A 25,046-nucleotide genomic window follows, 5' to 3' on the forward strand; every position below is an offset into this window, starting at 1 on the left:
GGAAGGAAAGTCAAAGCTTACCGTTCCGAAAGCTCCGTGGGCCGGTAAGTTTCGATATCGGCACGTGCACGGTTGAGATTGCAGGCACGGGCGTACTCGCCCAGGCGCTCGGCCACCTTGTGCTGGATAAGCGCCAGCGGCTCTGCGGCGAGTTGGCCGGCCTCGATTGCCCGCTGCTGGTGGGGCAGGAACTGGCTGAGCAGGATCTGCGGCGGCACGTGCGTGCGCAGGTTGGCCACCAGGGTGTCCAGCGCGGCCTGCACCGCCGGTTCGCCCCAGTAGTAGCGGCTGCGGTCGCTCAGCGAATACGCGCGCAGCAGGCGCAGTTCGTGGGCGTCGCCGTGGTAGTAGCTTTGCCAGTTGGCCGGTTTTTGCACCATGCAGCGGTCCAGCACCTCGATCACGTTCGAGCATTGCGCGGCCGGCAGCAGCGCGGCTTCGATCATGGCCAGGGCGAACACGGCTTCGCGGAAGGCGTAGGTCGCCGCAGGGCCGACCTTGAGGATGGCGAAGTGGTCGCGGACCAGCGCGTGCAGGCCGGCTTCGGTCTGGTAATCGGTGGAGTGTGCTTCGAACACGATGCGCGGCTGCTGCTCGACGAAGGCCGAGAGGTCCGCGGCGGCGGCGGGGTCGTAGTAATGCACGCTGCTGTGGTCGAAATCCACGCCGGGCTGCACCACCATCGCGATCACGCGTTCCCAGGCCGGCAGCAGGTCCGGCGCGGAGAAGGCCTCGCGGTGGATCGCCAGCGTGGTGGCTGCGGCCGCCGGGGTGGTCACCTGCAGGCCACCGGCCAGCGAGGCCTCGCCACCGGGAATCGGCACTTCGGTGCCGATCACGTACACCGGCGGCGGCAGCCCGTTGGCAGCGGCGGTACGCTCGGCGATACGGGCCAGTTCGGCCGAGCGCGCGGCCACGACGGCATCGGGAAGCGGGGTGGGATCGTCGGCGCAGGACATGCTGCAATCCAGGTGGATCTTGTGGAAGCCGGCGGCCACGTAGGCCTCGATCAGCACGCGCGCATTGGCCATCGCCACCTCGGCCGGGCCCTTCTGCCACGCGTTGGGGCCCAGGTGGTCGCCCCCCAGCACCAGCCGCTCGACCGGGAAACCGGCATCGCGCGCCAGTTGCAGCACGTAGTCGCGGTACTGCGGCGGGGTCATGCCGGTGTAGCCGCCAAACTGGTCCACCTGGTTGGAGGTGGCCTCGATCAGCAGCAGCGTGTCGTAGCGCAGGGCCACCTGCATCGCCGCCAGCAGCACCTGTTCGTTGCTGCAGCACACGCTGTACAGGCCGACGGGCTGGCCTTGGCGATGGGCGGCGATCAGCGATTGGATGGCGGACATGGATGGCACTCCGTAACAGCGGGGAATCAGCGGGAAGGGTGGTGCTGGCGGGCCAGCAGCGCCGCGCCGCGTGCGCCGCCGGCGTCGCCGAAGGCAGGCGGCAGGATCGGCGGCACGCGCACGCCCTGGAACAGGTAGGGGGCGATCGCGGCGGGCAGGTCGCGGTAGAGCTGTTCCAGCTTGGACAGTCCGCCGCCCAGCACGATCACGTGCGGGTCCACGGCCAGGATCAGGTTGGCGAAGCTGTAGCCCAGCAAGTCGCGATGGATGGCCAGCGCCTGCTCGGCGAGCGCATCGCCGGCCTGGGCCAGGGCCACCACCGCGCCAGCATCGAGCGCATCGCCGCCGCGGCCTTCGTGGATCAGCGCCAGGCCGTTGCCGGAGACGTAGCGCTCCAGGCAACCGCGCAGGCCGCATGCGCAGCCCAGCACCGGCAGCGCGTGGCGCTGCAGCAGCGTGGCCGGGATGCTCCAGTGGCCCCACTCGCCGGCAATGCCGTTGGCACCGGCCACCAGCTGCCCGTCCACGCAGAAGCCGCCGCCGGCACCGGTGCCGAGGATGGCGCCGAACATGCTCGGGTAGCCCGCGCCGGCACCGCCCTGGGCTTCGCTCAGGGCGAAACACTGCAGGTCGTTGCCGAACGCCAGCGGGCGTTGCAACCGGGCCTGCAGGTCCTCCCCGACCAGACGGCCGGTCAGGCTGGGCACGTTCGCGCTGAGCTGGCGGCCGCTGCGGCGGTCACGCACCCCGGGCAGGCCGATGCCGATCGCATGGCCGCTCGAACCGAGCGCGGCATCGGCATCGCGCACCAGTCCGTCGATCGCCTCCAGGAACGCATCGTAGTCCTGGGTGGGCGTGGTCACCCGCTGGCGATGCTGCTCGACCAGGGTGGCGTCGTAGGCCACCAGCTCGATCTTGGTCCCACCGATATCGATGCCGTACCAGCACTGCATGGGAAGGCCCTGCTCAGCCATGGGGATGGATGGTGACGCCCTGCACGACCCGGTTGACGGTGCCGTCGGGGAAGGGGTTGTCCGGGGTCATGCCGAGCGCGGCCGAGCGTTGCAGCGCGTAGCACTGCGGCATCAGCAGCCACAGCGGCGCCAGCCACGGATCGGCCAGGTCAGGGGCCGCGCTGACGAAGTCGCCGTCGCCGCGGTCATCACCGTCCGGGCCGACCGAAATCACCCGGGCGGCGATCCCGTCCCCGCGCAGTTCGTCCAGCAGGTCCTGCTCGTAACGGCGCGACAGCGGCTGTGCGCTGCGCAGCATCACCACCAGCGTATCGTTGTCGAGCGTGGACTTGGGCCCGTGGCGGAAGCCAAGCGGCGTGTTGGCCAGCGCCAGCACGCGCCCGCCGGTGAGCTCGAGCACCTTCAGCGCGGCCTCGCGGGCCAGCGCCTCCAGCGGGCCGCTGCCCAGGTAGATCACCCGCGAATAGGCGGCCTGGGCCAACGCCCCCACTGCCGCGTCCCATGCCTGCAGGGCACGGTCGGCATGCGCGGCCAGGTCGTGCAGGCGCTGCACGCGCTGCGGCCACGGCGCGGTGTCGAACACGCTCAACGCCGCCAGCAGCATGCTGCTCAGGCTGCTGGTCATGGCGAAGGCACGGTCGCAGCTGGCCGGCGGCATCAGCAGCGACAGGGTGTCGCTGCGGCCCTGGCCACGCCGGGCCAGTTCGCCGTCGGCGTTGCAGGTGATGTCCAGGAAGCGCGCGTGGTCCACCTGCGCACGCACCAGGTCCACCGCGGCCACGCTTTCCGGACTGGAGCCGCTGCGGCCGAACGACACCAGCAGGGTCGGGCGGTCGCGCTGCAGGTACAGCGCGGGGTGGGTCAGCAGGCTGGTGGTGTGGATGGCGCGCACCTCGGCCGGCCACTGCGCATTGATCTGGTCGGCCACCATCTCGGCGATGAACCCCGAGCTGCCGGCACCGGTGAAGATCACCCGCTGGCCGGGCTGGCGCAGCGCCTCGCCGAGGAAGGCGTCGATGCGCGCCTGGGCAGCGTCCAGCCCCTGCGCCAGCGCGGTCCACATGCGCGGCTGCTGGGCGATTTCTTCGGCGGTATAGGCGCCGCCGAGGCGCTGCCACGTGGGCAAATCAGGGAGCAGAGAAGCGTCCATTCGCAATTCCTGTTGGGCGACCGCACCTTCTTCGTTTTCTTTCGAAATGTCAAATATCGAAAGATAAAGAAAAGCTGGATCGATCACAGTTTTTGCTCTCGGTCGTTTGCTTTGATCCGCGGTCGCCGCAGTGCAGCAAGGTTTCACGGCGTGCCAAAGCGCGCATTCAGCCGCCATATAGAAAGTGCTGCGTCAGCACATCTTTCGTTTATAAGAAAATATCCTTCCTTTTTCTTTGCAATTTATTGACATCTTTCGAGACCGTGCCCTAGAGTCGGCCGCACTGGTTTCAGATACCCGCCAACCGCGGGCTTGGGGGCAAGGTGGAATCCCGGTTTCGACGCACTGGTCTGACGATCGCACTGCTGTCCGCGCTGGCCTTGGCCGCGCCCGCCGTCGCCGAGCCGGTGGGCAACCTGCGCAGCATCAGCGCCGCCCCCGGCAAGGATGGCCGCCCCGGTTGGGAGCTCCGCACCGACAGCGGCGCACGTCTGCGCGTGGACCTGCTGCGCGCCGACCTGCTGCGCGTGCAGGCCGGCCGCAAGGGCACGCTCACCCCCGCCGGCGACAAGGCCGCGCCGATCGTGCTGCCGCAGCCGGCGGCCACGGTCGCCTTCCAACTGGAAGAAGATGCCAGGGAAGTGCGCATCCGCACCGATGCGCTGGTCCTGCATATCCAGCGCCAACCGCTGCGTCTGGCACTGGACCGCCGCCAGGACGGCGCCGATGTCGCGCTGTGGCGCGAACTGCAGCCGCTGGACCTGGACACGCAGCAAAGCCTGCAGGTGCTGTCCAGCGATAGCGACGAGCACTTCTTCGGCGGTGGCCAGCAGAACGGCCGCTTCGCGTTCAAGGGCCGCGAACTGGAGGTGTCATACTCCGGTGGCTGGGAAGAGGGCGACCGCCCCAACCCGGCGCCGATGCTGCTCAGCTCGCGCGGCTGGGGCATGCTGCGCAACACCTGGAGCGATGGCACCTACGACCTGCGCCAGGCCGACCAGGCCACCCTGCTGCATCGCGAAGACCGCTTCGATGCGTACTACTTCGTCGGCCCGGACCTGCACGCCTTGCTGGACCGCTACACCGCCCTGACCGGGCGCGCCGGCCTGCTGCCGCGCTGGGCGTTCTCCTACGGTGATGCCGACTGCTACAACGACGGCGACAACATCAAGAAGCCCGGCAGCGTGCCCGAGGGCTGGAGCGATGGCCCCACCGGCACCACCCCGGACGTGGTCGACAGCGTGGCCAGGCAATACCGCGCGCATGACATGCCCGGCGGCTGGATCCTGCCCAACGACGGCTACGGCTGCGGTTACAGGACGCTGCCCGAGACCGTGCAGGGCTTGGCGAAATACGGCTTCAAGACCGGGCTGTGGACCGAGAACGGCGTGGACAAGATCGCCTGGGAAGTGGGCACCGCCGGCAGCCGCGTGCAGAAGCTGGACGTGGCCTGGACGGGCAAGGGTTACCAGTTCGCGATGGACGCCAACCAGTCCGCGTTCAACGGCATCCTGCACAACGCCGACTCGCGCCCGTTCCTGTGGACGGTGATGGGCTGGGCCGGCATCCAGCGCTACGCGGTGGCCTGGACCGGCGACCAGAGCAGCAGCTGGGATTACATCCGCTGGCACATTCCCACCCTGGTCGGCTCGGGGCTGTCGGGCATGGCCTATGCCAGCGGCGACGTGGATGCGATCTTCGGCGGCAGCGCCGAGACCTTCACCCGCGACCTGCAATGGAAGAGCTTCACCCCGGTGCTGATGGGCATGTCCGGCTGGTCGGCCAACGCGCGCAAGCACCCTTGGTGGTTCGACGAGCCCTACCGCAGCGTCAATCGCGACTACCTCAAGCTGAAGATGCGCATGACCCCGTACATGTACGGGCTGGCGCACGAGGCGGCCACCACCGGCGCGCCGCTGCTGCGCGCGCTGATGTGGGACTACCCGCAGGACCCGCAGGCCTACACCGAAGCGCACAAGTACCAGTTCCTCCTCGGCCGCGACCTGCTGATCGCGCCGGTGTACCGCAGCCAGGCCGCCAGCCGCGGGTGGCGCCGCGACATCCACCTGCCGCAGGGGCGCTGGATCGACTATTGGGATGGCCGCCAGCTGCAGGCCGGGGCGACCGGGCGTGACCTCGACCGCGCCGTGGACCTGGCCACGATCCCGGTGTTCGTGCGCGCCGGCGCCATCATCCCGATGTACCCGGACATGCTCTACGACGGCGAGAAGCCGTTGGATGAAGTGACCTTCGATCTCTACCCGCAAGGCGAGTCGCACTACACCCTGTACGAGGACGACGGCGCCACCCGCCGCTACGAGAAGGGCGAATCCAGCACGCAGCAGATCCACGTGCAGGCACCGGCGCAGGGCAGTGGCCCGGTGCAGGTGCGCATCGATGCGGTGCAGGGCCAGTACGCCGGCCAGCTCGCACAGCGTCGCTATGCGCTGCGCGTGCTCAGCCGCCAGCGCCCGAGCGCGGTGACGCTCGGCGAACGCACGCTGCCGATGCTCGCCGACAAGGCGGCCTGGCAGGCGGCCAGCGAAGGCTGGTACTTCGACGCCGGCGAACGCCGCGGCACCGTGCACGTGCGCAGCGCAGCCACCGACATCCGCCAGCCGCTCAGCGTCACCCTGGCCGTGCCGGTGGCTGCCGCAGCCGCCGACGATGCCTACCCGGCCGCACCGGAACTCGGTCGCGCGCTGCCGTCGGACAGCCTGCTGGTGGTCAACCGCCCGGCCCAGGAGCAGGGCTACGAACTGGAAAAAGCCTTCGATGACGACCCGGCCACCTGGTTCCGCACCGTGCGCAACCAGGCGGTCAAGACCGGCGCCCACGAGTGGGTGATCGGCTTCGGCGAGCGCAAGCTCATCGACGGCATTGAACTGGCCCCGCGCAACGACGCGCACTGGAAGAACGGCCAGATCCGCGACTACGAAATCTACCTGGCCGACAGCAACGGCGAGTGGGGCGAACCGGTCAAGCGCGGCCGCCTCACCCTCCAGCAGGGCATGCAGCAGATCGACTTCCCCGCCCACGCCGGCCGCCTGCTGCGCTTCCGCGTGCTCAGCACGCAGAACCCCGAGGGCGATGGTGCCAGCGCCGCCGACCCGATGGTCAGCGCCGCCCAAGGCAGCGTGGCGCGCGCGGTGGATGCGCTGCAGCCGCGCGACGTCGGCCCGATCGTGCTGTCCAGCTTCCACGTGCTGGAACACCAGCCGCCTGAAAAGCCGGCGCAGCAGCTGTACCTGTCCGCATTGCCGCTACCGGCCTCGTTGCAGGCCCGCGTGGCCAGCGACCACGCCTTCGGCGGCCAGGCGGAGCTGCGCATGAACGGCCTGCATTTCCGTCGCGGCCTCGGCGTCAACGCCAGCAGCCGCATCGACCTGCAGTTGGGCGGCAACTGGCACCTGCTGCGCGCGGACCTCGGTATCGACGACCAGTGTCGCGCCGCGGGCGGCATGCAGTTCCAGGTCTGGGGCGACGACCGCCTGCTGTACGACAGCGGCCTGGTCAAGGCCCCGGGCGTGGTCAAGCCGGAACTGGACGTGCGCGGCCTGCGGCGCCTCAGCCTGCGCACCCTCGGCGCGCAGGGCGACCGCCCCGCGCAGGTCTGCGGCAACTGGGCCAACGCCGCGCTGATCGGACAGGAGGGCGATACCGCCAGCATCGTGTCCCCGTAACCGCACCACCGCTTCCAGAAAAACAGCTCTCCGTTTCCCGTCTGCGGCCTTTGGGCCGCGGCACGGGGGACGTTTGCCCGAAAACACCCATCCACCGCCAGCCCCACGCTGCGGATCGAACAAGGAGACAAAGATGTTGACCGAACGCCATCGCCATCGCCGCATCACCGCTACCCCCTTGTCCATCGCACTCGGCCTGGCCGTTGCCGTGGTCGGCAGTGCCAGCGCGCAGGACGCTACCCCCGATGCCAAGGCCACCGAGCTGTCGCGCATCGAAGTAACCGGCTCCAACATCCGCCGCACCGACGTGGAAACCGCCTCGCCGGTGCAGGTGATCAGCAAGCAGGACATCGAAAACATGGGCGCGCGCACCCTGCTGCAGGTGCTCGACAACCTGCCCGCGGCACGGCCGGGCCAGCAGGATTCGCGTTCGCTGTTCACCGGCTCCGACGGCGCCTCGCAGGCCAACCTGCGCGGCCTCGGCGCACAGGGCACGCTGGTGCTGCTCAATGGCCGCCGCCTGTCGTACTACGGCGCGCCCGCCGGCTTCCAGACCCAGTTCGTCAACATCGACGCGATCCCGGCCGCGGCCATCGAACGCATGGAAGTGCTCACCGACGGCGCCTCGGCGGTGTACGGCACCGACGCGGTGGCCGGCGTGATCAACGTGATCACCAAGCGTTCCTACCAGGGCGCCGAGATCAGCCTCACCACCGACAAATCCTCGCGGATCAGCTCCTACGGCGAGCACCAGGGCAGCATCACCGCCGGTTTCGGCGACCTGGATGAAGACCACTACAACGTCTACGCCTCGGTCAACCTGTACCGGCGCGATGCGATTCCGCTGAGCGATTTCTACGACAAGCGCCCCAGCCAGTACTACGTCAACAACCCCAACTACCTGCCCAACCTGCGCCTGGGCACCGGCAGCAAGCCGGGTGAGTTCAACCCCGGCAGCTACTTCGCCTTCGACCCGGTCACCGGTCGCCGCGTGCAGGAGGCCGCACCGGGCTGCAACAACGTGCTCACCACGGAAGCGGCCGGCCCGCGCTGTATCTGGGAGACGTGGATGAACAACGAGATCGATGCCGGCGCCAAATCCGAGCGCAACACCGCCTACGTCAACGCGCATTTCCTGATCGGCGACAGCACCGAAGCCTTCGCCGAGGCCACGTATACCGACATCGATCTCACCGCCAACGGCGGCACCCCGCGTGCCTACGGCACCACCACCGGCAACCCGACCAGCTGGTTCTCGCGCAACACCGGCACCACGGTCAACCAGTTCCTGTACCCGTACCTGGGCCCCAACAACGCGTACAACCACGCCTCGCCCGAACTGCGCGCCCTGATGGGTGGGGTGGTCGGCCTGCAGTACCTGCTGCAGGACGTGGGCGCCAACCACTTCGGCCAGCGCAACACCGACCAGAGCTACCGCGTGGTGGCCGGCCTGCGCGGTGACGTGGGCGACTGGAATTGGGAAACCGCCTTCGCCACCGCCGGCAGCCACTCGGTCACCTACCAGACCACCAACGTCAACCTGGCCGGCTTCGAGAAGGCCTTCGGGCCGTACACCATCGACCCGGGCACCGGGCGGGTGATCATCTCCGACCATCCGGCGTACACGTTCGGCGAGCTCAGCGAAGCCAACGCCGCGCTGATCCGCGAAGCCTTCCCGACCTTCGACATCCAGTCCTGGACGCGCCTGCACACCCTGGACGGCAAGATCGAAGGCCCGCTGTTCAACCTGCCCGCCGGTGAAGTACGCGCGGCGTTCGGCTTCAACGCCAGCCGCGAAACGTTCTACACCCCGGGCAATCCGGACGCGGCCAACGGCCTGATCACCCAGCAGGGTGGGTCGTGGTTCGACGGCAAGCGCAACACGTATGCGCTGTTCGCCGAGACCGTCGCCCCGATCACCGAAAAGCTGGAACTGGACGCGGCGCTGCGCGTGGACAAGTACCCCGACTTCAGCGCCAACCTGGCCCCGAAGATTGGCCTGAAGTACCAGATGTTCGACCAGCTGATGCTGCGCGGCACCTATTCCACCGGCTTCCGTGCGCCCAGCCTGGCCGAGTCCGGCAACGGCGGCGTGTTCGCCCAGCTCGGTGGCTACCGCGACGACGTGCGCTGCAACGAGACCAACGCGATTGCCAACCTGCTGCTGAAATCCGGCCGTGGCGGCGATGTGGACCTGGGCAAGACCCTGCTCAACAGCGACTGCAGCCGCACCGTGGCGCGCATGACCCAGCCCAACCCGGACCTGAAGCCGGAAAAGGCCAAGATCACCACGCTGGGCTTCGTCTACGAGCCCACCCAATGGCTGTCGGTGTCGGCCGATTACTGGTTCATCTACCGCAGCAACGAGATCGTCGCCCCGGACTTCACCCGCGATGAAGACATCATCGCCTCCACCCGCTCGCCGATCACCGACAGCGACCGCGCCAACCTGGCCGCATTGGCGGCGATGTGCGCCGACCCGGCCAGCGGCGTCGCCTGCCCGGGCACGCTGCCCGGCTACAGCGTGGGCAACGTGGCCAGCGTGGTGGGCCAGTACAAGAACCGCGGCAAGACCCTGATCGACGGCTTCGACATCGACGCGCGCAGCCGCTTCACGCTGGGCGACTGGGGCAACCTCAACATCGGCCTGGCCGCCACCATCGCCAACCGCAACCGCTCCTACACCGATGCGGAAAGTGGCTGGTACTACGGCGACCTGGTCGGCTACTACAACAACCCGCGCCTGCGTGCCACGCTCAATGCCGACTGGAACTACAAGCAGGTCACCACCAGCTTCTTCATCAACTACGTAGGCGGCACCAAGTGGGCGCTGCAGCAGATCGACGAGCAGGACAACAACCCGCAGACCTGCACCGCCGGCTACCTGCCGCTGGAGCAGAGCAAGTGCGACGGCGCCCCCTCGTGGTGGACGGCCAACCTCAGCGTGGGCTGGCGCCCGGATGAGCACTGGAACGTCGGCTTCACCATCAAGAACCTGTTCGACCGCCTGCCGTTCTACGATCCGAACAGCTTCCTGGGCGATTCCAGCGATTACGCCACCATCTACGGTCGTGGGTACAGTCTGACCGTCGGTTACAAGTTCTGATGCCTATCCCGCGCCGGTCCCGGCTGGCGCGATCTTCAAACGAGGTACTGTCCATGAAACGTAGGGAATTCATCGCCGCCAGCGCGGCCGTTGCCGCCAGCAGCCTGCTGCCGCAGACGCCGGCCTGGGCGCGCGGGCGCAAGGTACGGCTGGGCCTGATCGGCACCGGCATGCGCGGCCAGGTGCTGCTGACCGAACTGGTGCGCCGCGACGACGTCGAGGTGGTGGCGCTGTGCGACATCGAACCGATCATGCTGGGCCGCGCCCTGGAAAAAGTGGCCAAGGCCGGCAAGCCGGCGCCGAAGACCTACGGCCAGGACCGCGACGTCAATGCCTGGAAGCGCCTGCTGGAGCAGCGCGGCCTGGATGGCGTGGTCATTGCCACGCCGTGGGAGTACCACGCGCCGATGGCGATCGCCGCCATGCAGGCCAAGGTCGCGGTCGGCTGTGAAGTCGTCGCCGGCATCACCCTGCAGGACCACTGGGATGTGCTCAAGACCCAGCTGAGCACCGGCACCCCTTACATGCTGCTGGAAAACGTCTGCTACCGCCGCGATGTGATGGCCGCGTTGCAGATGGTGCGCCAGGGCCTGTTCGGCGAGCTGGTGCACCTGCAGGCCGGCTACCAGCACGACCTGCGCGGGGTGAAGTTCAACTCCGGCGACCCCAACCAGCCTTACGACAGCGGCGTGGAGTTCGGCCCCAAGGGCTGGTCCGAAGCGCGCTGGCGCACCGAGCACTCGGTCAAGCGCAACGGCGAGCTGTACCCCAGTCACGGCATCGGCCCCTGCGCCATGTACACCGGCATCAACCGCGGCAACCGTTTCACCCACATCAACGCGTTCGCCAGCAAGGCGCGTGGCCTGCACGACTACACCGTGGCCAAGAGCGGGGGCACCACGCACCCCAGCACCAAGGTGGCGTTCAAGCTGGGCGACGTGGTGACCACCACGCTGGCCTGCGAGAACGGCGAGACCATCCTGCTGCAGCACGACACCTCGCTGCCGCGCCCGTATTCGATGGGCTTCCGCGTGCAGGGCACCAAGGGCCTGTGGATGGACGTCAACCAGTCCATCCACATCGAAGGCCGTAGCCCGCCGCACAAGTGGGAAGACTTCAAGGCCTATCAGGACCAGTACGAGCACCCGCTGTGGAAGCAGCACGCCGACACCGCCGCCAGCGCCGGCCACGGCGGCATGGACTGGTTCGTCATCCATGCCTTCGTCGAGGCCCTGAAGGCGCGCGCGCCCATGCCGATCGACATCTACGACGCCATTACGTGGAGCGCGATCACCCCGTTGTCGGAGCAATCCATCGCCAACCGCTTCCAGACCTTGGAATTCCCGGACTTCACCGCCGGGCTATGGAAGCAGCGCAAGCCGATTTTCGCGTTCGACGGGGCGTACTGAGGACGAACGCACCGGCCACGGCCGGTGCTTGCGGGGGCGGGTCACCACCCTTGGTCGTGACTGCCCCCCCCAATCCTCGTAGAGCCGACCGTTGGTCGGCTGCGCCTGGCACTGCAGCCGACCAATGTCGGCTCTGGCTTGGACTGCAGCCGACCAACGGTCGGCTCTGGCTCGGACTGCAGCCGACCAACGGTCGGCTCTACGGCGCCATTACGTGGAGCGCGATCACCCCGTTGTCGGAGCAATCCATCGCCAACCGCTTCCAGACCTTGGAATTCCCGGACTTCACCGCCGGGCTGTGGAAGCAGCGCAAGCCGATTTTTGCGTTCGACGGGACGTACTGAGGACGAACGCACCGGCCACGGCCGGTGCTTGCAGGGCAGGCCACCACCCTTGGTCGTGACTGCCACCCCGATCCTCGTAGAGCCGACCGTTGGTCGGCTGCGCCTGGCACTGCAGCCGACCAACTGTCGGCTCTGGCTCGGACTGCAGCCGACCAACGCTCGGCTCTGGCTCGCACTGCAGCCGACCAGCCGTGGGCTCTGGCTCGCACTGCAGCCGACCAACGGTCGGCTCTACGGCGCCATTACGTGGAGCGCGATCACCCCGTTGTCGGAGCAATCCATCGCCAACAGCTTCCAGACCTTGGAATTCCCGGACTTCACCGCGGGGCTGTGGAAGCAGCGCAAGCCGATGTTCGCGTTCGACGGGACGTACTGAGGACGAACGCACCGGCCACGGCCGGTGCTTGCGGGGGCGGGTCACCACCCTTGGTCGTGCCTGCCACCCCGATCCTCGTAGAGCCGACCGTTGGTCGGCTGCGCCTGGCACTGCAGCCGACCAACCGTCGGCTCTGGCTCGGATTGCAGCCGACCAACCGTCGGCTCTGGCTCGGATTGCAGCCGACCAACGCTCGGCTCTGGCTCGCACTGCAGCCGGCCAACGGTCGGCTCTGGCTCGCACTGCAGCCGACCAACGGTCGGCTCTACGGGGTGCCGCTCCACGCCTGGGCTACCGCTGCGCGTTCCACCACCAGAACCACAGTGCCTCCATGCCATGGCCCAGGCTGTAATCGCCCTGCCCGGCAGCGATATCCAGCACGCCTTGGCGCAGGCCGGCGAGGGCGGACACGCCCAATCGCAGTACCTGCCGCTCGCCGTCCGGCTGCCACTGCCATGCACCGCTGTCCTCATCGAGGATCAGCTGCATCGTCTGCGGCGCGACCCAGCGCGCATCGCGGTTGTTCGGCACCGCCAGCTGCGCGGGGCCGGGCGCGGACAGCCGCAGCGTCCGGCTCGCCCCGGCTCCCTCGGTGTGCAACGCGTCCAGCCGTGTCAGCAGCGACGCGCACCCCTCTGCATCGGCGGTCAGCTGCCAACCCGGGAAATTGCGCGCGTTGTCGCGATAGCGCCAGAGCGACACCGTGCCGTGCTGCTGCCATGCGTGTGAAGGCTTCATGCCCCAAGTCTGCGACCGCCCCTGTGGCCCTGCAAGCGGAGGGAGTATCGAACCGACCAGTGAATCGGCGATGATGGCCGTGACCTACGTTCGCAACGGACTGCGCCACATGTCATTCAAATCGATTCGTCATCTGAACCCGCTGGGTTTCATCATCCTGCTCGCCTTGGCCATTGCGGTGGTAGCGATGGTGGCAACGCAACGTAACGAGGGGCTGGCGCCACGCGCCGCCTTGGCAGAGGCCAGCGGGCGCGTGCAATCGGTGCGCGTGAATGATGAAGGGATCGACTTCAGCCTCGAGGGCAGCGACGTTGCCTTCCGCTACCCGCTCAACGCCGATGACCGCATGGAGCGCGTGCATCGCGCCCTGCGCAGCGCCGGCACTCGCACGGTCACGGTGTTGTACCTGCCCGCCGGCGGCAGCGATCAGCAGCTCCACCGGCCGGTCAACCAGCTTGCCGTTGGCGACCTGATGGTGCGCTCGTACGCCCAGGTCAAGGAATCGTGGGACAGGAGACGGATCGCGGGCCGATGGGTGGCCGGTGCAATGCTGGTGAGCGCGCTGGGATTGGCCTGGGTCGGCCTGTTCGGCCTCTACCCGCGTCAGCGCTGAAGCCCCCCGGCCGGCACGTCGCCGGCCCTTGCGGAAGTGGTGGGCATTCGAGCCTCGACCGTTGGCGTCGAGTGTCGCGTCTCCATCGCCTGCGTCTCTGTGCGGCGGCACCACCGTTGCGCCTGCTTAAGCCTTTCAACCCGCGACGCAGCTCTGCGAGGCGGCCACCAATGAAGCGTGCAGCATCGGTATCAGCGGAATACAGGCCCAGACCGAAGGTGTGCCGTGCTGGCAAGGCGATGCCCATGGCGCGGGTCCACTCAATGCCAACAAGGCAGGGAGGTCGGCGGATTGATCCTGTGGCACCGGGATCGCAATGACTGCGACGCAGGCGAGATTTCCGGCAGAAAAGGCGGCTGAATACCGCGAAGGCAAGGATGGTGCGCCCGGAGGGATTCGAACCCCCGACCAATGGCTTCGGAAGCCACTACTCTATCCGGCTGAGCTACGAGCGCGTTGTCCTGCAATCCCGGGTGCCTGTGTGGGCCACCACTTCGCCTTGGCGGCGCGGGGACGAGCATTCTAGCCGCAAACGCGGCGCAGGTCTGCCCCCCTTCCAATTCCCCGCCAGGGCAACGCCGGTCGCCGGCCGGGGCGGTATCCTTTGCAGATGGCTTACGAACGTTTTGAAGTCCCCGCCGGCGGTGCACCATCGCGCTGGGGCCAGTACTGGAAACTCATGCGCGCCGATCGCCCGATCGGCACCCTGCTGCTGCTGTGGCCCACCTGGTGGGCGTTGTGGCTGGCCGCCGGCGGCCTGCCGTCGCTGTGGATCCTGTTCGTGTTCAGCGCCGGGGTCTGGCTGACGCGTTCGGCCGGCTGCGTCATCAACGACTACGCCGACCGCTGGCTGGACCCGCACGTCAAGCGCACCAAGGACCGCCCCCTGGCCAGCGGCCGGGTCAAGGGCCGCGAGGCGCTGGTGCTGTTTGCGGTGCTGATGCTGGTCGCCTTCGCGCTGGTGCTCACCCTGAACGCGTTGACCATCGGCATGAGCTTCATCGGCATCTTCCTGGCCGCCAGTTACCCCTACCTCAAGCGCTACACCCATCTGCCCCAGGTCTACCTGGGCATGGCCTTCGGCTGGGGCATCCCGATGGCCTTCGCCGCCGTGCAGGGCGAGGTGCCGGTGATCGGCTGGCTGCTGTATGGCGCCAACATCCTGTGGTCCACCGCGTACGACACCTGGTACGCCATGGTCGACCGCGACGATGACCTCAAGATGGGCTCGCATTCCACCGCCATCCTGTTCGGCGACCTGGACTTGGTCATCCAGGGCATCCTGTACGCCCTGTTCCTGGGCACCATGGGCCTGGTCGGCATGCGCGCCGGGCTGGGCAGCGCGTACTGGCTGTCGCTCGGCGTGGCCGCGCTGCTGATCGTCTACGAGTTCATGATCTGCCAGAAGCGCGAGCGCGACGCCTGCTTCAAGGCCTTCCTGCACAACAACTGGGTGGGGGCCACGCTGTTCGCCGGCATCGCCGCCGCCCTGGCGTTCCATTGAAGGCAGGCCGCGGCCAACCGCTCATGACCCGGTAGTGCCGAGCCACGCTCGGCAGCCCGTAACCCGGCAGGATCATGACCCGGTAGTGCCGAGCCACGCTCGGCAGCCCGTAACCCGGCAGGGTCATGACCCGCTAGTGCCGAGCCACACTCGGCAGCTCATAACCCATCAGGATCATGACCCGGTAGTGCCGGCCGCTGGGCGCCTCCTGCCCAAGCGCCGCGCACCCAATACTGGCCCCTAAGACCAATAGGCGACTGACAGCACGCCCGCCAACCCACAGAATCCCCCCATTGATCGCTCCGGGAGAGAGCCAATGGCCACGTCGACAACGATTCGGGACGGCTTCATGGCACGCGCGGCGCTGCGCTCGGCCGCCTGGGCAGAAAAATGGTTCCCCGATGCCTACGTGTTCGCCGTCCTTGGCGTCATCATCGTGGCCGGCGCTGCCATGGGCTTCGGCGCCACCCCACAGGCCACCGCCAGCGCCTTCGGCGAGGGCTTCTGGAGCCTGATCCCCTTCACCATGCAGATGGCCTTCGTGGTCATCGGGGGCTATGCCCTGGCTACCGCCCCGATCGTGGCGCGCTTCATCGACCAGCTCGCGCGGGTGCCGCGCACCGGCCGCGGCGCCGTGGTCTACGTGGGGCTGGTCAGCATGCTGGCCTCGTTGCTCAGCTGGGGCTTCTCGCTGGTGTTCGGCGGCCTGCTGGTGCGCGCGCTGGCCCGCCGCGAAGACCTCAAGATGGACTACCGTGCCGCCGGCGCCTCGGCCTATCTCGGCCTGGGCGCGGTCTGGGCCATGGGCCTGAGCTCGTCGGCCGCGCAGTTGCAGGCCAACCCGGCCAGCATGCCGCCGGGGCTGACGGAGATCACCGGCGTGCTGCCCTTCACCGAAACCATCTTCCTGTGGCAGTCCATCGCGCTGACCGCCGCGCTCATCCTGGTCTCGCTGCTCATCGCCTGGCTCACCGCGCCGGGACCGGCCACGGCGCGCACCGCCCGCGACTTCGACGGCGCCGCCCAGGCCGAGCCGCCGCCGCTGCAGCCGCGCACGCGCCCGGGCGAATGGCTGGAATACAGCCCGCTGCTCACCGTGCTGCTCTCGCTGCTGGCCTTCGGCTGGCTGTTCGGCGAGTTCGCCAGCAAGCCGCTGGTCAGCGCCATCGCCAACCTCAACACCTACAACTTCCTGTTCATTTCGCTGGGCCTGCTGCTGCACTGGCGCCCGCGCAGCTTCCTCAACGCGGTGGCCAAGGCGGTGCCCAGCACCACCGGCGTGCTCATCCAGTTCCCGCTGTACGGCGGCATCGCCATGATCCTCACCCATGCGGTGGGCAGCGGCGACGAAACCCTGGCGCACCGCCTGTCCAGCCTGTTCGTCCACATCGCCACTACCGATACCTTTGCCCTGGTCATGGGCGTCTACTCGGCGGTGCTCGGCTTCTTCGTGCCCTCCGGCGGCGGCAAGTGGATCATCGAGGCGCCGTATGTGATGCAGGCCGCCAACGAGCTCAAGGCGCACCTGGGCTGGGCCGTACAGGTGTACAACGCGGCTGAAGCCCTGCCCAACCTGATCAACCCGTTCTGGATGCTGCCACTGCTGGGCGTGCTCGGGCTGAAGGCGCGCGACATCGTCGGCTTCACCTTCATCCAGCTGCTGGTGCACATCCCGCTGGTGCTGGGGCTGCTGTGGCTGCTGGGCATGACCCTCACCTATGTGCCGCCGGTGATGCCGTAAGCGGCGGCAACATCGGGAGAAGGCCTCTGGATGCATAATGCTGGCGAAAAATGGATCGCCAGCACTCCAGACGTGCCTTTATCCGGCGTTCCCCGCCTGAGTAGAATTCTCGCACCCAAGTCAGGATGCGCGGTGCACCGATGGTTGAGGAAAGGAACTCCACTGCTGCCCTGGGGCAGCAATTGTCGCGCAACCTGGTGTCTGTGCTGCGCGTGGCGGGGAGCCAGCGGGTGGATGGCCGCGCCGGTCGCATGGCCACCGTAGCGGTACAGAAGCAGAGCGGCATCGCACGCAGTACCCTGCGTGCCCTCACCACGCCCAGCCGTGGCCACGAGCCCAATCCAGACCTGCGCACGTTGGCGCGCCTGTCCGATGCCCTTGGCATCCCGGCGGCGTTTCTGCTGATGCGGCCTGATGACTGGACGATGCTTTACAGCGCTTTCAATGGCCTTTCCATGCCACTGAACGCCGTCCAGAAGGTCGCCTCGCGACAAAAGGAAAAGAAGAGCGCCGGGGATCTGGCCGAGCTGGTCCTGCGCGAGTGTGGCGTGCATCCCGAAGCGGCCCCCATTGATGTTCCGGTCGATGCCGCCGAGCTGGATCGCCTGCAGCGGCGCAACGAGCGCCGCCGCCGCAACTGCCAAACCATCTCGGCGCTAATGCTGCAAGGCCGACGCCCAAGCGATATTCCGCTCGACACCGTCGCCTTGGCCGCAGCAATCGCCAACCAGTCCACCCCTGTCGATCCGGACCAGCGCCAAGTCGACGTGCACGTCAAGAAGGCTTCATGAGTACCATCAATCTTATTGAGGACACCGATCTCATCAACGTGATCGGACGCGGGGAGTTCGACGATCTGTGCGTGCTCATCGACCACATCACCGACCGTGGCAAGGGGCGCATTTCGGTCTCCAGCGACGTCTGCCGCCGCCTTATGGCCGCGCGGGATGCCGGCATCGCAGGGCCGGACATCCGCGCACTGATCGTCGAAGAACTGTGTCGTTTCGGCGGCAATTCGCTCATGAACCTGCTTCGCGGCGGGTCGGGCGTGGCCTACAAGGAGATCGTCCGTGACGTCGCCAAGCGGGTGAAGGCGACGGTAAAGGCGAACAGCAGCTGTGCGCAGATGGAAATGTCGATCCTCCTTCGTGTTCTCGAACAGTCGATGGAGAAGATGACCGAAGAGCAGAAGGAACAGCTGTTCGCCGAATTCGGGGCCGGGTATGTCAGGGGAACCGGCCCGGCCACGATGACGGCGCTGATAACGGCCATCCGTGTGTCCGGGTTCGGCGCCTACAAGATGGCAGCAGTGGTTGCCAATGCGGTGGCCAAGGCGATGCTGGGCAGGGGTCTTGCGTTTGGTACCACGGCCGGAATGATGCGCGGCATCAGCGTCTTCGCCGGACCGATCGGCTGGGCCATCACGGCGATCTGGACGGCCTTCGATCTTGCCAGTCCTGCCTATCGCGTAACCGTGCCTTGCGTCATCCAGATTGCCTATATGCGCCAGCGTGCGATGACCAACCTCTCCACTCTTTGAGCGCGCGCACCGCCGCCTGAAAGCCTCCACGAGGACCCGATGGAAAACCCGTTCACTTCCCGCGTCGCCCGCCTTGACACCCTCGCCAAGCGAATGCACGCCGAGCGCCTGGACTGGATCGAGCAGCTCGCCGGCCATCGCAGTTTTGACCCGGAGGCCATGCACATGCAGCTGGGTCGCCTTCGGCGGGAGCGCGATGACGTCCAGTCCAAGCTCCTGCTGGCGACCGACCGCTGCGCCCGTCTTGATCCGGAGCAGGCGCGCCTCGAGGCGCTCGCTAGCGCCGGGCTGAATCCACGCTGGTGGTTCTCCTCCGAGAGGACGATCGCCAAACGGCACTTGGCGGTAGTCAGCCAGCAGGCCAACCAGGCTCGCAGCGAGCGCACCTCGCTCGAGCGCAGCGCTGCCGCGTCGGATCAGCTGGTCAAGGCGCTGGGACAGCGCATCCGCGATTATCATGCCTTCGATCCCCTGCGTGCGGTGGCCACCATCGAAGGGATCCAGGTCGAGCTGGAGGTGAACCGTGCCAAGGCGCGGGCGCTGGGAGAACGCCGTGATGCGTTGGACCGGCGTCTGGGCGACCTGCCCGCGCGCCTGGCCGCGCTTCAGCAGGAGCAGGCCGCGATCCTGCGCGACATCGCCACCGCCAAACGCTACGACGCGGCCCTGTCCAACGCCGATACCGGTCAAGCGCGTGCCATCCTTCACGAAGAGTGCGAAGCGTGCCTCGGCGATTCCAGTCCAGGGCGTTACATCTCCAAGCAACGGGGCGCGCTTGCGCCGCTGGAGCGCGACATTGACAAACTCTCGCGCCGGATCGAGCACATCATTTCAGTGGCCACTGTCGACATCGATCACCTGGTCATCGACGGGAACAACCTGTGCTACGCCCAGAATGATTTCGTCGGGCTGGCGCCGTTGCAGGCGCTGGTGCCCGAACTGCTTGAACGTTACCAGGTGACGTTGGTGTTTGATGCCAGCATCCGTACGCTGCTGAAGACTCGGGACGCCGCTATCCGCGCCACCTTCCCGGGAGGGGCGACCGTGCATGTGGTCGCCAGCCGCGGCAAGGCCGACGAGGTGGTCCTGGAACAGGCATCGGGCAACCCTGGCGCCTATGTGATCAGCAACGACCGCTTTGCGGACTACCCGGACAAGGACGCAGTGAGCGAGCGGCGAGTGCTTCGCCATGAGATCGTAGGCGGCACCCTCAGCATCATGGAACTCGGGGTGCGGACGCGTTACGGACATGGCGACGGAGCCGCGCATGCACGCTGACCGGCCATACCATGCTTATCGGTTGGGCGAGGGCTCGTTTGCCAGTGCACTGACCGCCCGCATACTGCATCGGCACGCCGCAGACGGATGGGATGGGCTAGTGTCGCGCGTGGTGGCCATGGCCGCGCGCGCTGAACAGGGCCGCTCCGACGCATGCCCGGAGCAGTTTCTTGGACAACTATCCGATTACCTGGCTACCGGCGCGCTACTTCCGAACAGCCCACTGCTGGTGAACGCCGGTGAGCAATCGCCCCGCATCTTCGCCTGCTTCGCCGTCGATGTAGCCGATGAAGCGCCCGCGTTTTTGCGGACCATGCGCTTCATCCACGATGGTATGGGTGGCGTAGGCTACACCCTGACGGGCACTGAGCAGGATTTCGCCCAGACCGTGCGCATGATCGACCGGGATACCAGCGCGCACCAGCATGGCCGGCCGCGTCCGGCCAGCAATGCCGTGACCATGCCGATCAGCGGCGATCTGGATACGTTCCTCGGGCTGGCCGGGACGCTCTCGGTGACCAACATGAACGTTGGGCTCTCGGACGCGTTCATGGCGGACCTCGCGTCGGATGCCACTACGCAGCGGAAGATGGTCTCGGTTGCCGAGCACATTCACCGCACCGGCCAGCCGGGGGTCGTATTCACCGACCGTATTACCCGGATTGCACAGGAGCCGCATACCTCTTTCGCCGCCAATGTCTGTGGCGAGGCTCCGCTGGCCGTAGATGAATCGGCCCTGCTTGCGTCAATCAACCTGGTCGCCTTCGTGTCACTGTCCGCCGACCGGCGCCGGGTGTTCGATTGGGTCGGGTTTGCACAGGCGGTTGCGGTCAGCGTGCGCATGCTCGATGGCATGCACGACCTGCAGACGCATGCCAGCGAGCGGATCGCCGCCAATACGAATGCAACGCGGAAGGTAGGTGTCGGCGTCATGGGGTTTGCGCATGCGTTGATGCTCCTCGGCCTGCCCTATGGCCAGACCGGAAGCCTGGCCTTTGCCCGCCAGCTGAGCTGCGCGCTGCACGAGGCCGCCGAACGAGAGTCGTGCCGCCTTGCTGCACGGCTGGGGCCCTACCCAGCCTGGCAGGCCGCACAAGGACGCGCCCGGCGAAATGCAAGTCTGACCGCCATCGCGGGCACCGCGACGATCGCGCTTCTGGTCGGCGTGTCCTGCGGGATCGAGCCGCTCTTCGCCCACATCATCCAGCAGCGGGTGATCGACGCGCAGGTCAACGTGCTCGATCCCGTCGTGGCATTTCTCGTGGAAGAGGCCGGGCTGCACGCCGCCGACGTGGAACAGGCCCTGCAAGGTGGGCAAACGCTGCGCCAAGTGGCGGGGGATGCCTTGGCGGACCTTTGCCCCACTGCCTTGGAGCTACCCGGGCCAGTACATATCGACGTGCAGGCGGCGCTTCAGTCGGGCATCGACTGCGGCATCACCAAGACGATCAACTGCAGGGCGGAGACCTCCGTGGAGGACATCCACGGCTGGTTGGTCCATGCGCATGCGCAGGGGTGCCTTGGGCTCACCATCTACCGCAACCTGACCCTGTCCAACCAGCCGATGCAGGGGCCACCTTCACAATGACGCGTCTGATTACCTTCGATGGCGCCAAGGGCGTCGGCAAGTCCACCCTGATAGGCGCATTGGCTTCGGCATTGCACGAGCGTGGCTGCGCGGTATCGGTGCTGGTCGAGAAGACGCTCATGGCCCAGCACCAGCCCGACATCCTGCAGGATGCCTATGCGAGGCTCAAGTCGGAGCGGAGCGCATCGGCCAACCTGGCACTGGCGACGCTGCACCGCGAGCGTCGCCTCATCATCAGCGCTGGCGCGCTCGCACGGGCCAGTGCAGAGGTGGTCCTGATGGATCGCTGGTATCCGTCCGATGCCGTGTTCCGCGAACGCGTGGATGTCGATGCCTTGATCGAGCAGAACATTTCTTCCGGCGTGATGGTGCCGGACATCGCGGTGGCGGTGGTGTGCGATTCGCGGGTGTCGTGGCAGCGCGCATGTGGGCGGGTGCGGGCGCTGGACAGCAAGGTCATCGACAGCTACTACCAGCACTGCGCGTCCAGTAAACGTTTCGAGCGCGCCGCGCGGGACCATCGCTGGCGGGTGCTGCGGAGCGATCATTACACTCCCGGCGAGCTAGCCGGGCAACTGTTGCCGGAGATCCTCCCAGCACGGTGATGCTCACCCGCTGGCGGTCCCAGGGGGCATGTCGTCAAGCAGACGCTGCAAGGCCATCCGCAGGGCTTCGCACTCCCGCGGCGACAGCACTGTCGCCCAGGCCGGCGCCAGCCGGCGTTGCAGGTCGGCCATCGCCAAGTGTGGGGCCTGCGGTTGGGCCGCCAGGGCCGTGCGCATGGCGCTGGCCAGCTGCGTGGCCAGCGCGTGCTGCAACCGGCGTTGCGCGCTGTCTTTGGGTGCGCCCAGAGTCTGCGCCAAGAGAGCATCGCAGGCCTTGTGCGAAGGCGGGGCATCGCCTGCCGCCGGCGACCCGTCGCGCGTTGGCCGGCGCACGATGTGTTGCGCATGCAGGCGTCGCAACTGTTGCAGGCGTTCAGCCGGTAGCACCGGCCTGGCCAGCAGCATCTGCAGTTGCCGTTGCAGCTGCCTACGCGCGGCGGGCCCGGCGGGACCGGTCTCCAGTTGATGGCGCAGCTGGCTGTGCAATGCATCCGCCGCGCGGCCGGGGTTGCCCTCGGACGTCGCTGCCGGGCCCAGATAGTCCCAGGCCACGTCACGCACTTCGGGCGCACGTTCGCGCGCCCAATGCCGGATACGCACATCCTCGGCCACGCTCAATGGCTGCTCGGCCGCCTCTTCACCCACCGCATCGCGAAGCAGCGAGCAAAAATGCAGGTCATAGCGATATCGCTGCAGTGGAGTATCCGCGTCGCCTTCACCGGGTGGCCCCAGCAGCGCCGCCTGCAGCTGCTGGCCAAAGGCGGTCACGCGCTGGTGCAGGCAGCGTCGGCGCAGGCGATGCTGGTCGCGCTGCTGGCCGTGCGCATCCAGATGCCAGCGCGGGCCCAAGTGGTCGCGGCAAGCGTGGAAATCGCTGCTGCAGCCCGGCGGCAGCAGCGCATGCAGGCGGCGGTGCTGGCGGGAAAGCCCGGCCCGCACCACCCGCAGCGGCTGCGGCGTGGCCGCACCGGGCGCGCCGGCGGACCACGGCGCCGGCACGGCGGGCAGGCACACCAGCCAGGCGCAGTGCTTGTGCGGATGTCGGCGGTTGACAAGCGCCAGCATCCGCGCGGCGGCCACAGCATCCAGCGCGGTATCGAGGTAGACCAGCGCCAGCCGGGCGTCCAGCCAGGGCAGGGCGTGCAGGTCGCTGGCGACCAGCAGCTGGGCGCTGTGCATCGCCCCGCGTTCATGCGCGGGGCCGGAGCCGACGATCGCGCTGTGCACCGCGCCGTCTTGAGAGAAGGCATGATGGTAGCGATGCTGCGACTCGGTATCGGCCACCAGCAGCAACGCGCGCAGGTCGCGCTCGGTATGCGCCAGCGTGTCGCGCAGGTGCTGGGCAACTGGGGCTGCCCAACAGGGCGTTGAGGCCAAGGGCTCGGTCGCGTGATCCGCGCCGCGCCGGGGAGTCTGTGGGCTGGCAGGGGAGGGCATCAGTCTATGGTGGTACACCGGCACCACCAGGCCATCGGCAATGGCCTCGGCATCTGAGCAGGCAAACAGCACCGGCATGTCGGTCTGCGCCGGCGCGGCGGCCATCCCCCCACTGCTCAGCCACAGCCAGCGCGCATGGGGTAGCCGCTCGCAGGCATCGTCCAGCCAGACCGGCGCGCGGCCGCGCAGGTGCGCGTCAGCCAGGACGATCAGGTCATGGCCGGCCTGCGCGGTATCCGCATGGCGCAGCCAGCTTTGCAGCGCGCCGGGCGTGGTCTGCAGCGTGCGGCCGCGCCCATCGGCCATGAATGCCGCCAGCGCCTGCCCCGCCGAGGGCAGTGTGTCGGCCACCTTCTGCGAGGACGCGCCATCCTGAGCCTGCAGGCGAAGCACCCGGCAGTGCCGCAGCACCGAATCGCCCCGGAGTTGCTCGCTCAGCCAGTGCACGGTGAGTGCCATACCGCTGCCGGCCGCCAATTGCAGGCAGCCGTGGCGGCGCCCGCCACCGGTCTCTGTATCTCGGAGGTGCGCGACACCGGCCTGCACCGCAAAGAACTGCGCGGACCGCGCAATGCGCTGCCGGCCATCGGACGCGGTGTGGACAAAGCCACGTAGCAGCGCCAGCAGCCGTGCAGGCTCGGCTACCCCGGCCAGCAATGGCGCGTGCACCGCCCACAGCCGCTGGCCGTGCGGGTCCGGTGTGCCTGGCGTTGGCGTGGATGCGCGCTGGCGCAATTGAAGTGCCCGTTCGGCGTCCCAGCCATGTTCGCGCCAACGCACCCAGCCATCGGCCGGGGTGGCGTGGCCCGCGTAGCGCCCTCCGCGCCGGTCCAGCGCCAGCACCAGCGGCGCGCCGCGGGCGGCGTGGGCGTGCTGCTGCGCGCGGTGCAGGGCAATGGCCACGTCCTCGCGGCCCCATCGACCCTGCCCATCGCGCTCGACGCACAGCAGTCGCAGAACCGGCAAGCCATTGACGTAGCCCTCCAGCACATCCACGCGCGGCGTCGCATCCCGTGGTGGCTGGCCCTGCTCGCGCGCGTTGGCGATGTCCCAGTGGTTGTTCAGGGGCGTGCCCACATCCACCAGCGGCACCGTGGCCTGCACGCTGCGCCCATCAGGCAGTTGCTGCGCCACGCATACCCCATCGCGCAGCCACGCCAGCACCGCCTGATGGGCGGCGAGCCAGCCGCGCCGCTGCGACCCCTGCACCACCATGCCCAGCACCTGCGCGATGCCGTCTGCATCCAGCGGCCAGTGGTCGCCATGTGCGTGGAAACGCACTTGGTGCAGATATTCGCGCAGGCGGCCTTCCAGCACCCCGGCGCCGTTCACACCGCGTAGGGCTACGCGCCGGTTTGGGGCGAGGTAACGCCAGCCCAGCCGTTGCAGCCAGCCCAGGGCGGAACGAGTGACCGGTCCCCGCAGCGGTGGGCGGCTCATGGACGCGCCGCCGGTAGATTGCCAACGCGGGCCGGGGGCGGTGAGGGGCATTTGAAAAGAAGACACGTCATGCCCGCAGTCTGGCGCAGCCATCACACGCCCCGCCGTGTGCACCATTCCGTTTCCTGCACGATGCCTGCACCGCGCGGTGAACATTTTCAATGCCTCGCCACC

At 67.8% G+C, this 25,046-nt stretch carries 16 protein-coding genes, 1 tRNA gene and 2 pseudogenes; 13 read left to right on the forward strand and 6 right to left on the reverse strand.

The genetic code is table 11. The annotated features are described in order from the left end of the window. Positions 1-17: 17 nt before the first annotated feature. The 3 genes from M2421_RS16440 to M2421_RS16450 are packed head-to-tail and all read right to left on the reverse strand — an operon-like array spanning position 18 to position 3,470. Positions 18-1,346 carry a D-tagatose-bisphosphate aldolase, class II, non-catalytic subunit gene (locus M2421_RS16440; protein ID WP_259208735.1) on the reverse strand — a complete coding sequence of 443 codons (1,329 nt, stop codon included), beginning with the start codon at positions 1,344-1,346 and terminating at the stop codon, positions 18-20. A gap of 26 nt (positions 1,347-1,372) precedes the next feature. Beyond that, entirely contained in the window at positions 1,373-2,299 is a 927-nt protein-coding gene (locus M2421_RS16445; protein WP_259208974.1) for an ROK family protein, read from the reverse strand. A 13-nt stretch (positions 2,300-2,312) separates the two neighbouring features. Then, on the reverse strand, positions 2,313-3,470 hold the full coding sequence (locus M2421_RS16450) for an SIS domain-containing protein (protein WP_259208738.1): 1,158 nt from the start codon (positions 3,468-3,470) through the stop codon (positions 2,313-2,315). A gap of 323 nt (positions 3,471-3,793) precedes the next feature. On the opposite strand from M2421_RS16450, the gene M2421_RS16455 reads away from it, so the two are divergent. The 5 genes and pseudogenes from M2421_RS16455 to M2421_RS16475 form a co-directional block, all read left to right on the forward strand. After that, complete coding sequence (locus M2421_RS16455; protein WP_259208742.1) at positions 3,794-7,153, forward strand: TIM-barrel domain-containing protein; 3,360 nt, start codon at positions 3,794-3,796, stop codon at positions 7,151-7,153. A 133-nt stretch (positions 7,154-7,286) separates the two neighbouring features. After that, positions 7,287-10,259, forward strand: a complete 2,973-nt coding sequence (locus M2421_RS16460) for a TonB-dependent receptor (RefSeq protein WP_259208753.1) — start codon at positions 7,287-7,289, stop codon at positions 10,257-10,259. 53 nt (positions 10,260-10,312) lie between these two features. After that, on the forward strand, positions 10,313-11,668 hold the full coding sequence (locus tag M2421_RS16465) for a Gfo/Idh/MocA family oxidoreductase (protein WP_259208755.1): 1,356 nt from the start codon (positions 10,313-10,315) through the stop codon (positions 11,666-11,668). A 197-nt stretch (positions 11,669-11,865) separates the two neighbouring features. After that, a pseudogene (locus M2421_RS16470) lies at positions 11,866-12,012 on the forward strand (gfo/Idh/MocA family oxidoreductase); the annotation flags it as partial. Positions 12,013-12,241: 229 nt separating this feature from the next. After that, positions 12,242-12,388 (forward strand): annotated as a pseudogene (locus tag M2421_RS16475) (gfo/Idh/MocA family oxidoreductase); the annotation flags it as partial. A gap of 291 nt (positions 12,389-12,679) precedes the next feature. Here the strand turns inward: M2421_RS16475 and M2421_RS16480 are convergent. Then, positions 12,680-13,126, reverse strand: a complete 447-nt coding sequence (locus M2421_RS16480; protein ID WP_259208757.1) for a hypothetical protein — start codon at positions 13,124-13,126, stop codon at positions 12,680-12,682. A 73-nt stretch (positions 13,127-13,199) separates the two neighbouring features. On the opposite strand from M2421_RS16480, the gene M2421_RS16485 reads away from it, so the two are divergent. Beyond that, entirely contained in the window at positions 13,200-13,739 is a 540-nt protein-coding gene (locus M2421_RS16485) for a hypothetical protein (RefSeq protein ID WP_259208758.1), read from the forward strand. A gap of 378 nt (positions 13,740-14,117) precedes the next feature. Here the strand turns inward: M2421_RS16485 and M2421_RS16490 are convergent. Continuing rightward, positions 14,118-14,194: transfer RNA gene (locus tag M2421_RS16490), tRNA-Arg, on the reverse strand. 155 nt (positions 14,195-14,349) lie between these two features. Between M2421_RS16490 and ubiA the strand changes: the two genes are divergently transcribed. The 7 genes from ubiA to M2421_RS16525 all read left to right on the forward strand — a co-directional run bounded on the left by ubiA (position 14,350) and on the right by M2421_RS16525 (position 21,995). Then, a complete protein-coding gene (ubiA, locus tag M2421_RS16495; protein WP_259208760.1) occupies positions 14,350-15,243 on the forward strand; it encodes a 4-hydroxybenzoate octaprenyltransferase in 894 nt (297 codons plus the stop codon). A 316-nt stretch (positions 15,244-15,559) separates the two neighbouring features. Next, on the forward strand, positions 15,560-16,984 hold the full coding sequence (locus M2421_RS16500) for a TIGR00366 family protein (protein WP_259208762.1): 1,425 nt from the start codon (positions 15,560-15,562) through the stop codon (positions 16,982-16,984). Between the two features lie 140 nt (positions 16,985-17,124). Further along, a complete protein-coding gene (locus M2421_RS16505) occupies positions 17,125-17,775 on the forward strand; it encodes a hypothetical protein (RefSeq protein ID WP_259208763.1) in 651 nt (216 codons plus the stop codon). Beyond that, positions 17,772-18,524 carry a ubiquinol-cytochrome C chaperone family protein gene (locus tag M2421_RS16510; RefSeq protein ID WP_259208766.1) on the forward strand — a complete coding sequence of 251 codons (753 nt, stop codon included), beginning with the start codon at positions 17,772-17,774 and terminating at the stop codon, positions 18,522-18,524. The genes M2421_RS16505 and M2421_RS16510 overlap by 4 nt, the downstream gene beginning before the upstream one ends. Before the next feature lie 39 nt (positions 18,525-18,563). After that, entirely contained in the window at positions 18,564-19,802 is a 1,239-nt protein-coding gene (locus M2421_RS16515) for a hypothetical protein (RefSeq protein ID WP_259208768.1), read from the forward strand. Continuing rightward, positions 19,792-21,390 (forward strand): hypothetical protein, encoded by a 1,599-nt coding sequence (locus M2421_RS16520; protein WP_259208769.1) that lies wholly within the window; start codon positions 19,792-19,794, stop codon positions 21,388-21,390. Before M2421_RS16515 ends, M2421_RS16520 begins: the two co-directional genes overlap by 11 nt. Continuing rightward, entirely contained in the window at positions 21,387-21,995 is a 609-nt protein-coding gene (locus M2421_RS16525; protein WP_259208772.1) for a hypothetical protein, read from the forward strand. Before M2421_RS16520 ends, M2421_RS16525 begins: the two co-directional genes overlap by 4 nt. A gap of 3 nt (positions 21,996-21,998) precedes the next feature. On the opposite strand, the gene M2421_RS16530 is transcribed toward M2421_RS16525, so the two are convergent. Further along, positions 21,999-25,028: a type I restriction endonuclease gene (locus tag M2421_RS16530; protein ID WP_310440191.1), complete on the reverse strand. Its 3,030-nt coding sequence runs from the start codon at positions 25,026-25,028 to the stop codon at positions 21,999-22,001. Positions 25,029-25,046 lie beyond the last annotated feature (18 nt).

The organism is Stenotrophomonas sp. BIGb0135 (assembly GCF_024810105.1).
In the GTDB taxonomy this organism is placed as follows: domain Bacteria; phylum Pseudomonadota; class Gammaproteobacteria; order Xanthomonadales; family Xanthomonadaceae; genus Stenotrophomonas; species Stenotrophomonas maltophilia_AB.

Bases quoted from the DNA above. Each gene is read 5' to 3' on its own strand.
- M2421_RS16440 (WP_259208735.1), bottom strand. From the start codon at position 1,346: ATGTCCGCCATCCAATCGCTGATCGCCGCCCATCGCCAAGGCCAGCCC.
- M2421_RS16445 (WP_259208974.1), bottom strand. From the start codon at position 2,299: ATGCAGTGCTGGTACGGCATCGATATCGGTGGGACCAAGATCGAGCTG.
- M2421_RS16450 (WP_259208738.1), bottom strand. From the start codon at position 3,470: ATGGACGCTTCTCTGCTCCCTGATTTGCCCACGTGGCAGCGCCTCGGC.
- M2421_RS16460 (WP_259208753.1), top strand. From the start codon at position 7,287: ATGTTGACCGAACGCCATCGCCATCGCCGCATCACCGCTACCCCCTTG.
- M2421_RS16465 (WP_259208755.1), top strand. From the start codon at position 10,313: ATGAAACGTAGGGAATTCATCGCCGCCAGCGCGGCCGTTGCCGCCAGC.
- M2421_RS16480 (WP_259208757.1), bottom strand. From the start codon at position 13,126: ATGAAGCCTTCACACGCATGGCAGCAGCACGGCACGGTGTCGCTCTGG.
- M2421_RS16485 (WP_259208758.1), top strand. From the start codon at position 13,200: ATGGCCGTGACCTACGTTCGCAACGGACTGCGCCACATGTCATTCAAA.
- ubiA (WP_259208760.1), top strand. From the start codon at position 14,350: ATGGCTTACGAACGTTTTGAAGTCCCCGCCGGCGGTGCACCATCGCGC.
- M2421_RS16500 (WP_259208762.1), top strand. From the start codon at position 15,560: ATGGCCACGTCGACAACGATTCGGGACGGCTTCATGGCACGCGCGGCG.
- M2421_RS16505 (WP_259208763.1), top strand. From the start codon at position 17,125: ATGGTTGAGGAAAGGAACTCCACTGCTGCCCTGGGGCAGCAATTGTCG.
- M2421_RS16510 (WP_259208766.1), top strand. From the start codon at position 17,772: ATGAGTACCATCAATCTTATTGAGGACACCGATCTCATCAACGTGATC.
- M2421_RS16515 (WP_259208768.1), top strand. From the start codon at position 18,564: ATGGAAAACCCGTTCACTTCCCGCGTCGCCCGCCTTGACACCCTCGCC.
- M2421_RS16520 (WP_259208769.1), top strand. From the start codon at position 19,792: ATGCACGCTGACCGGCCATACCATGCTTATCGGTTGGGCGAGGGCTCG.
- M2421_RS16525 (WP_259208772.1), top strand. From the start codon at position 21,387: ATGACGCGTCTGATTACCTTCGATGGCGCCAAGGGCGTCGGCAAGTCC.
- M2421_RS16530 (WP_310440191.1), bottom strand. From the start codon at position 25,028: ATGTTCACCGCGCGGTGCAGGCATCGTGCAGGAAACGGAATGGTGCAC.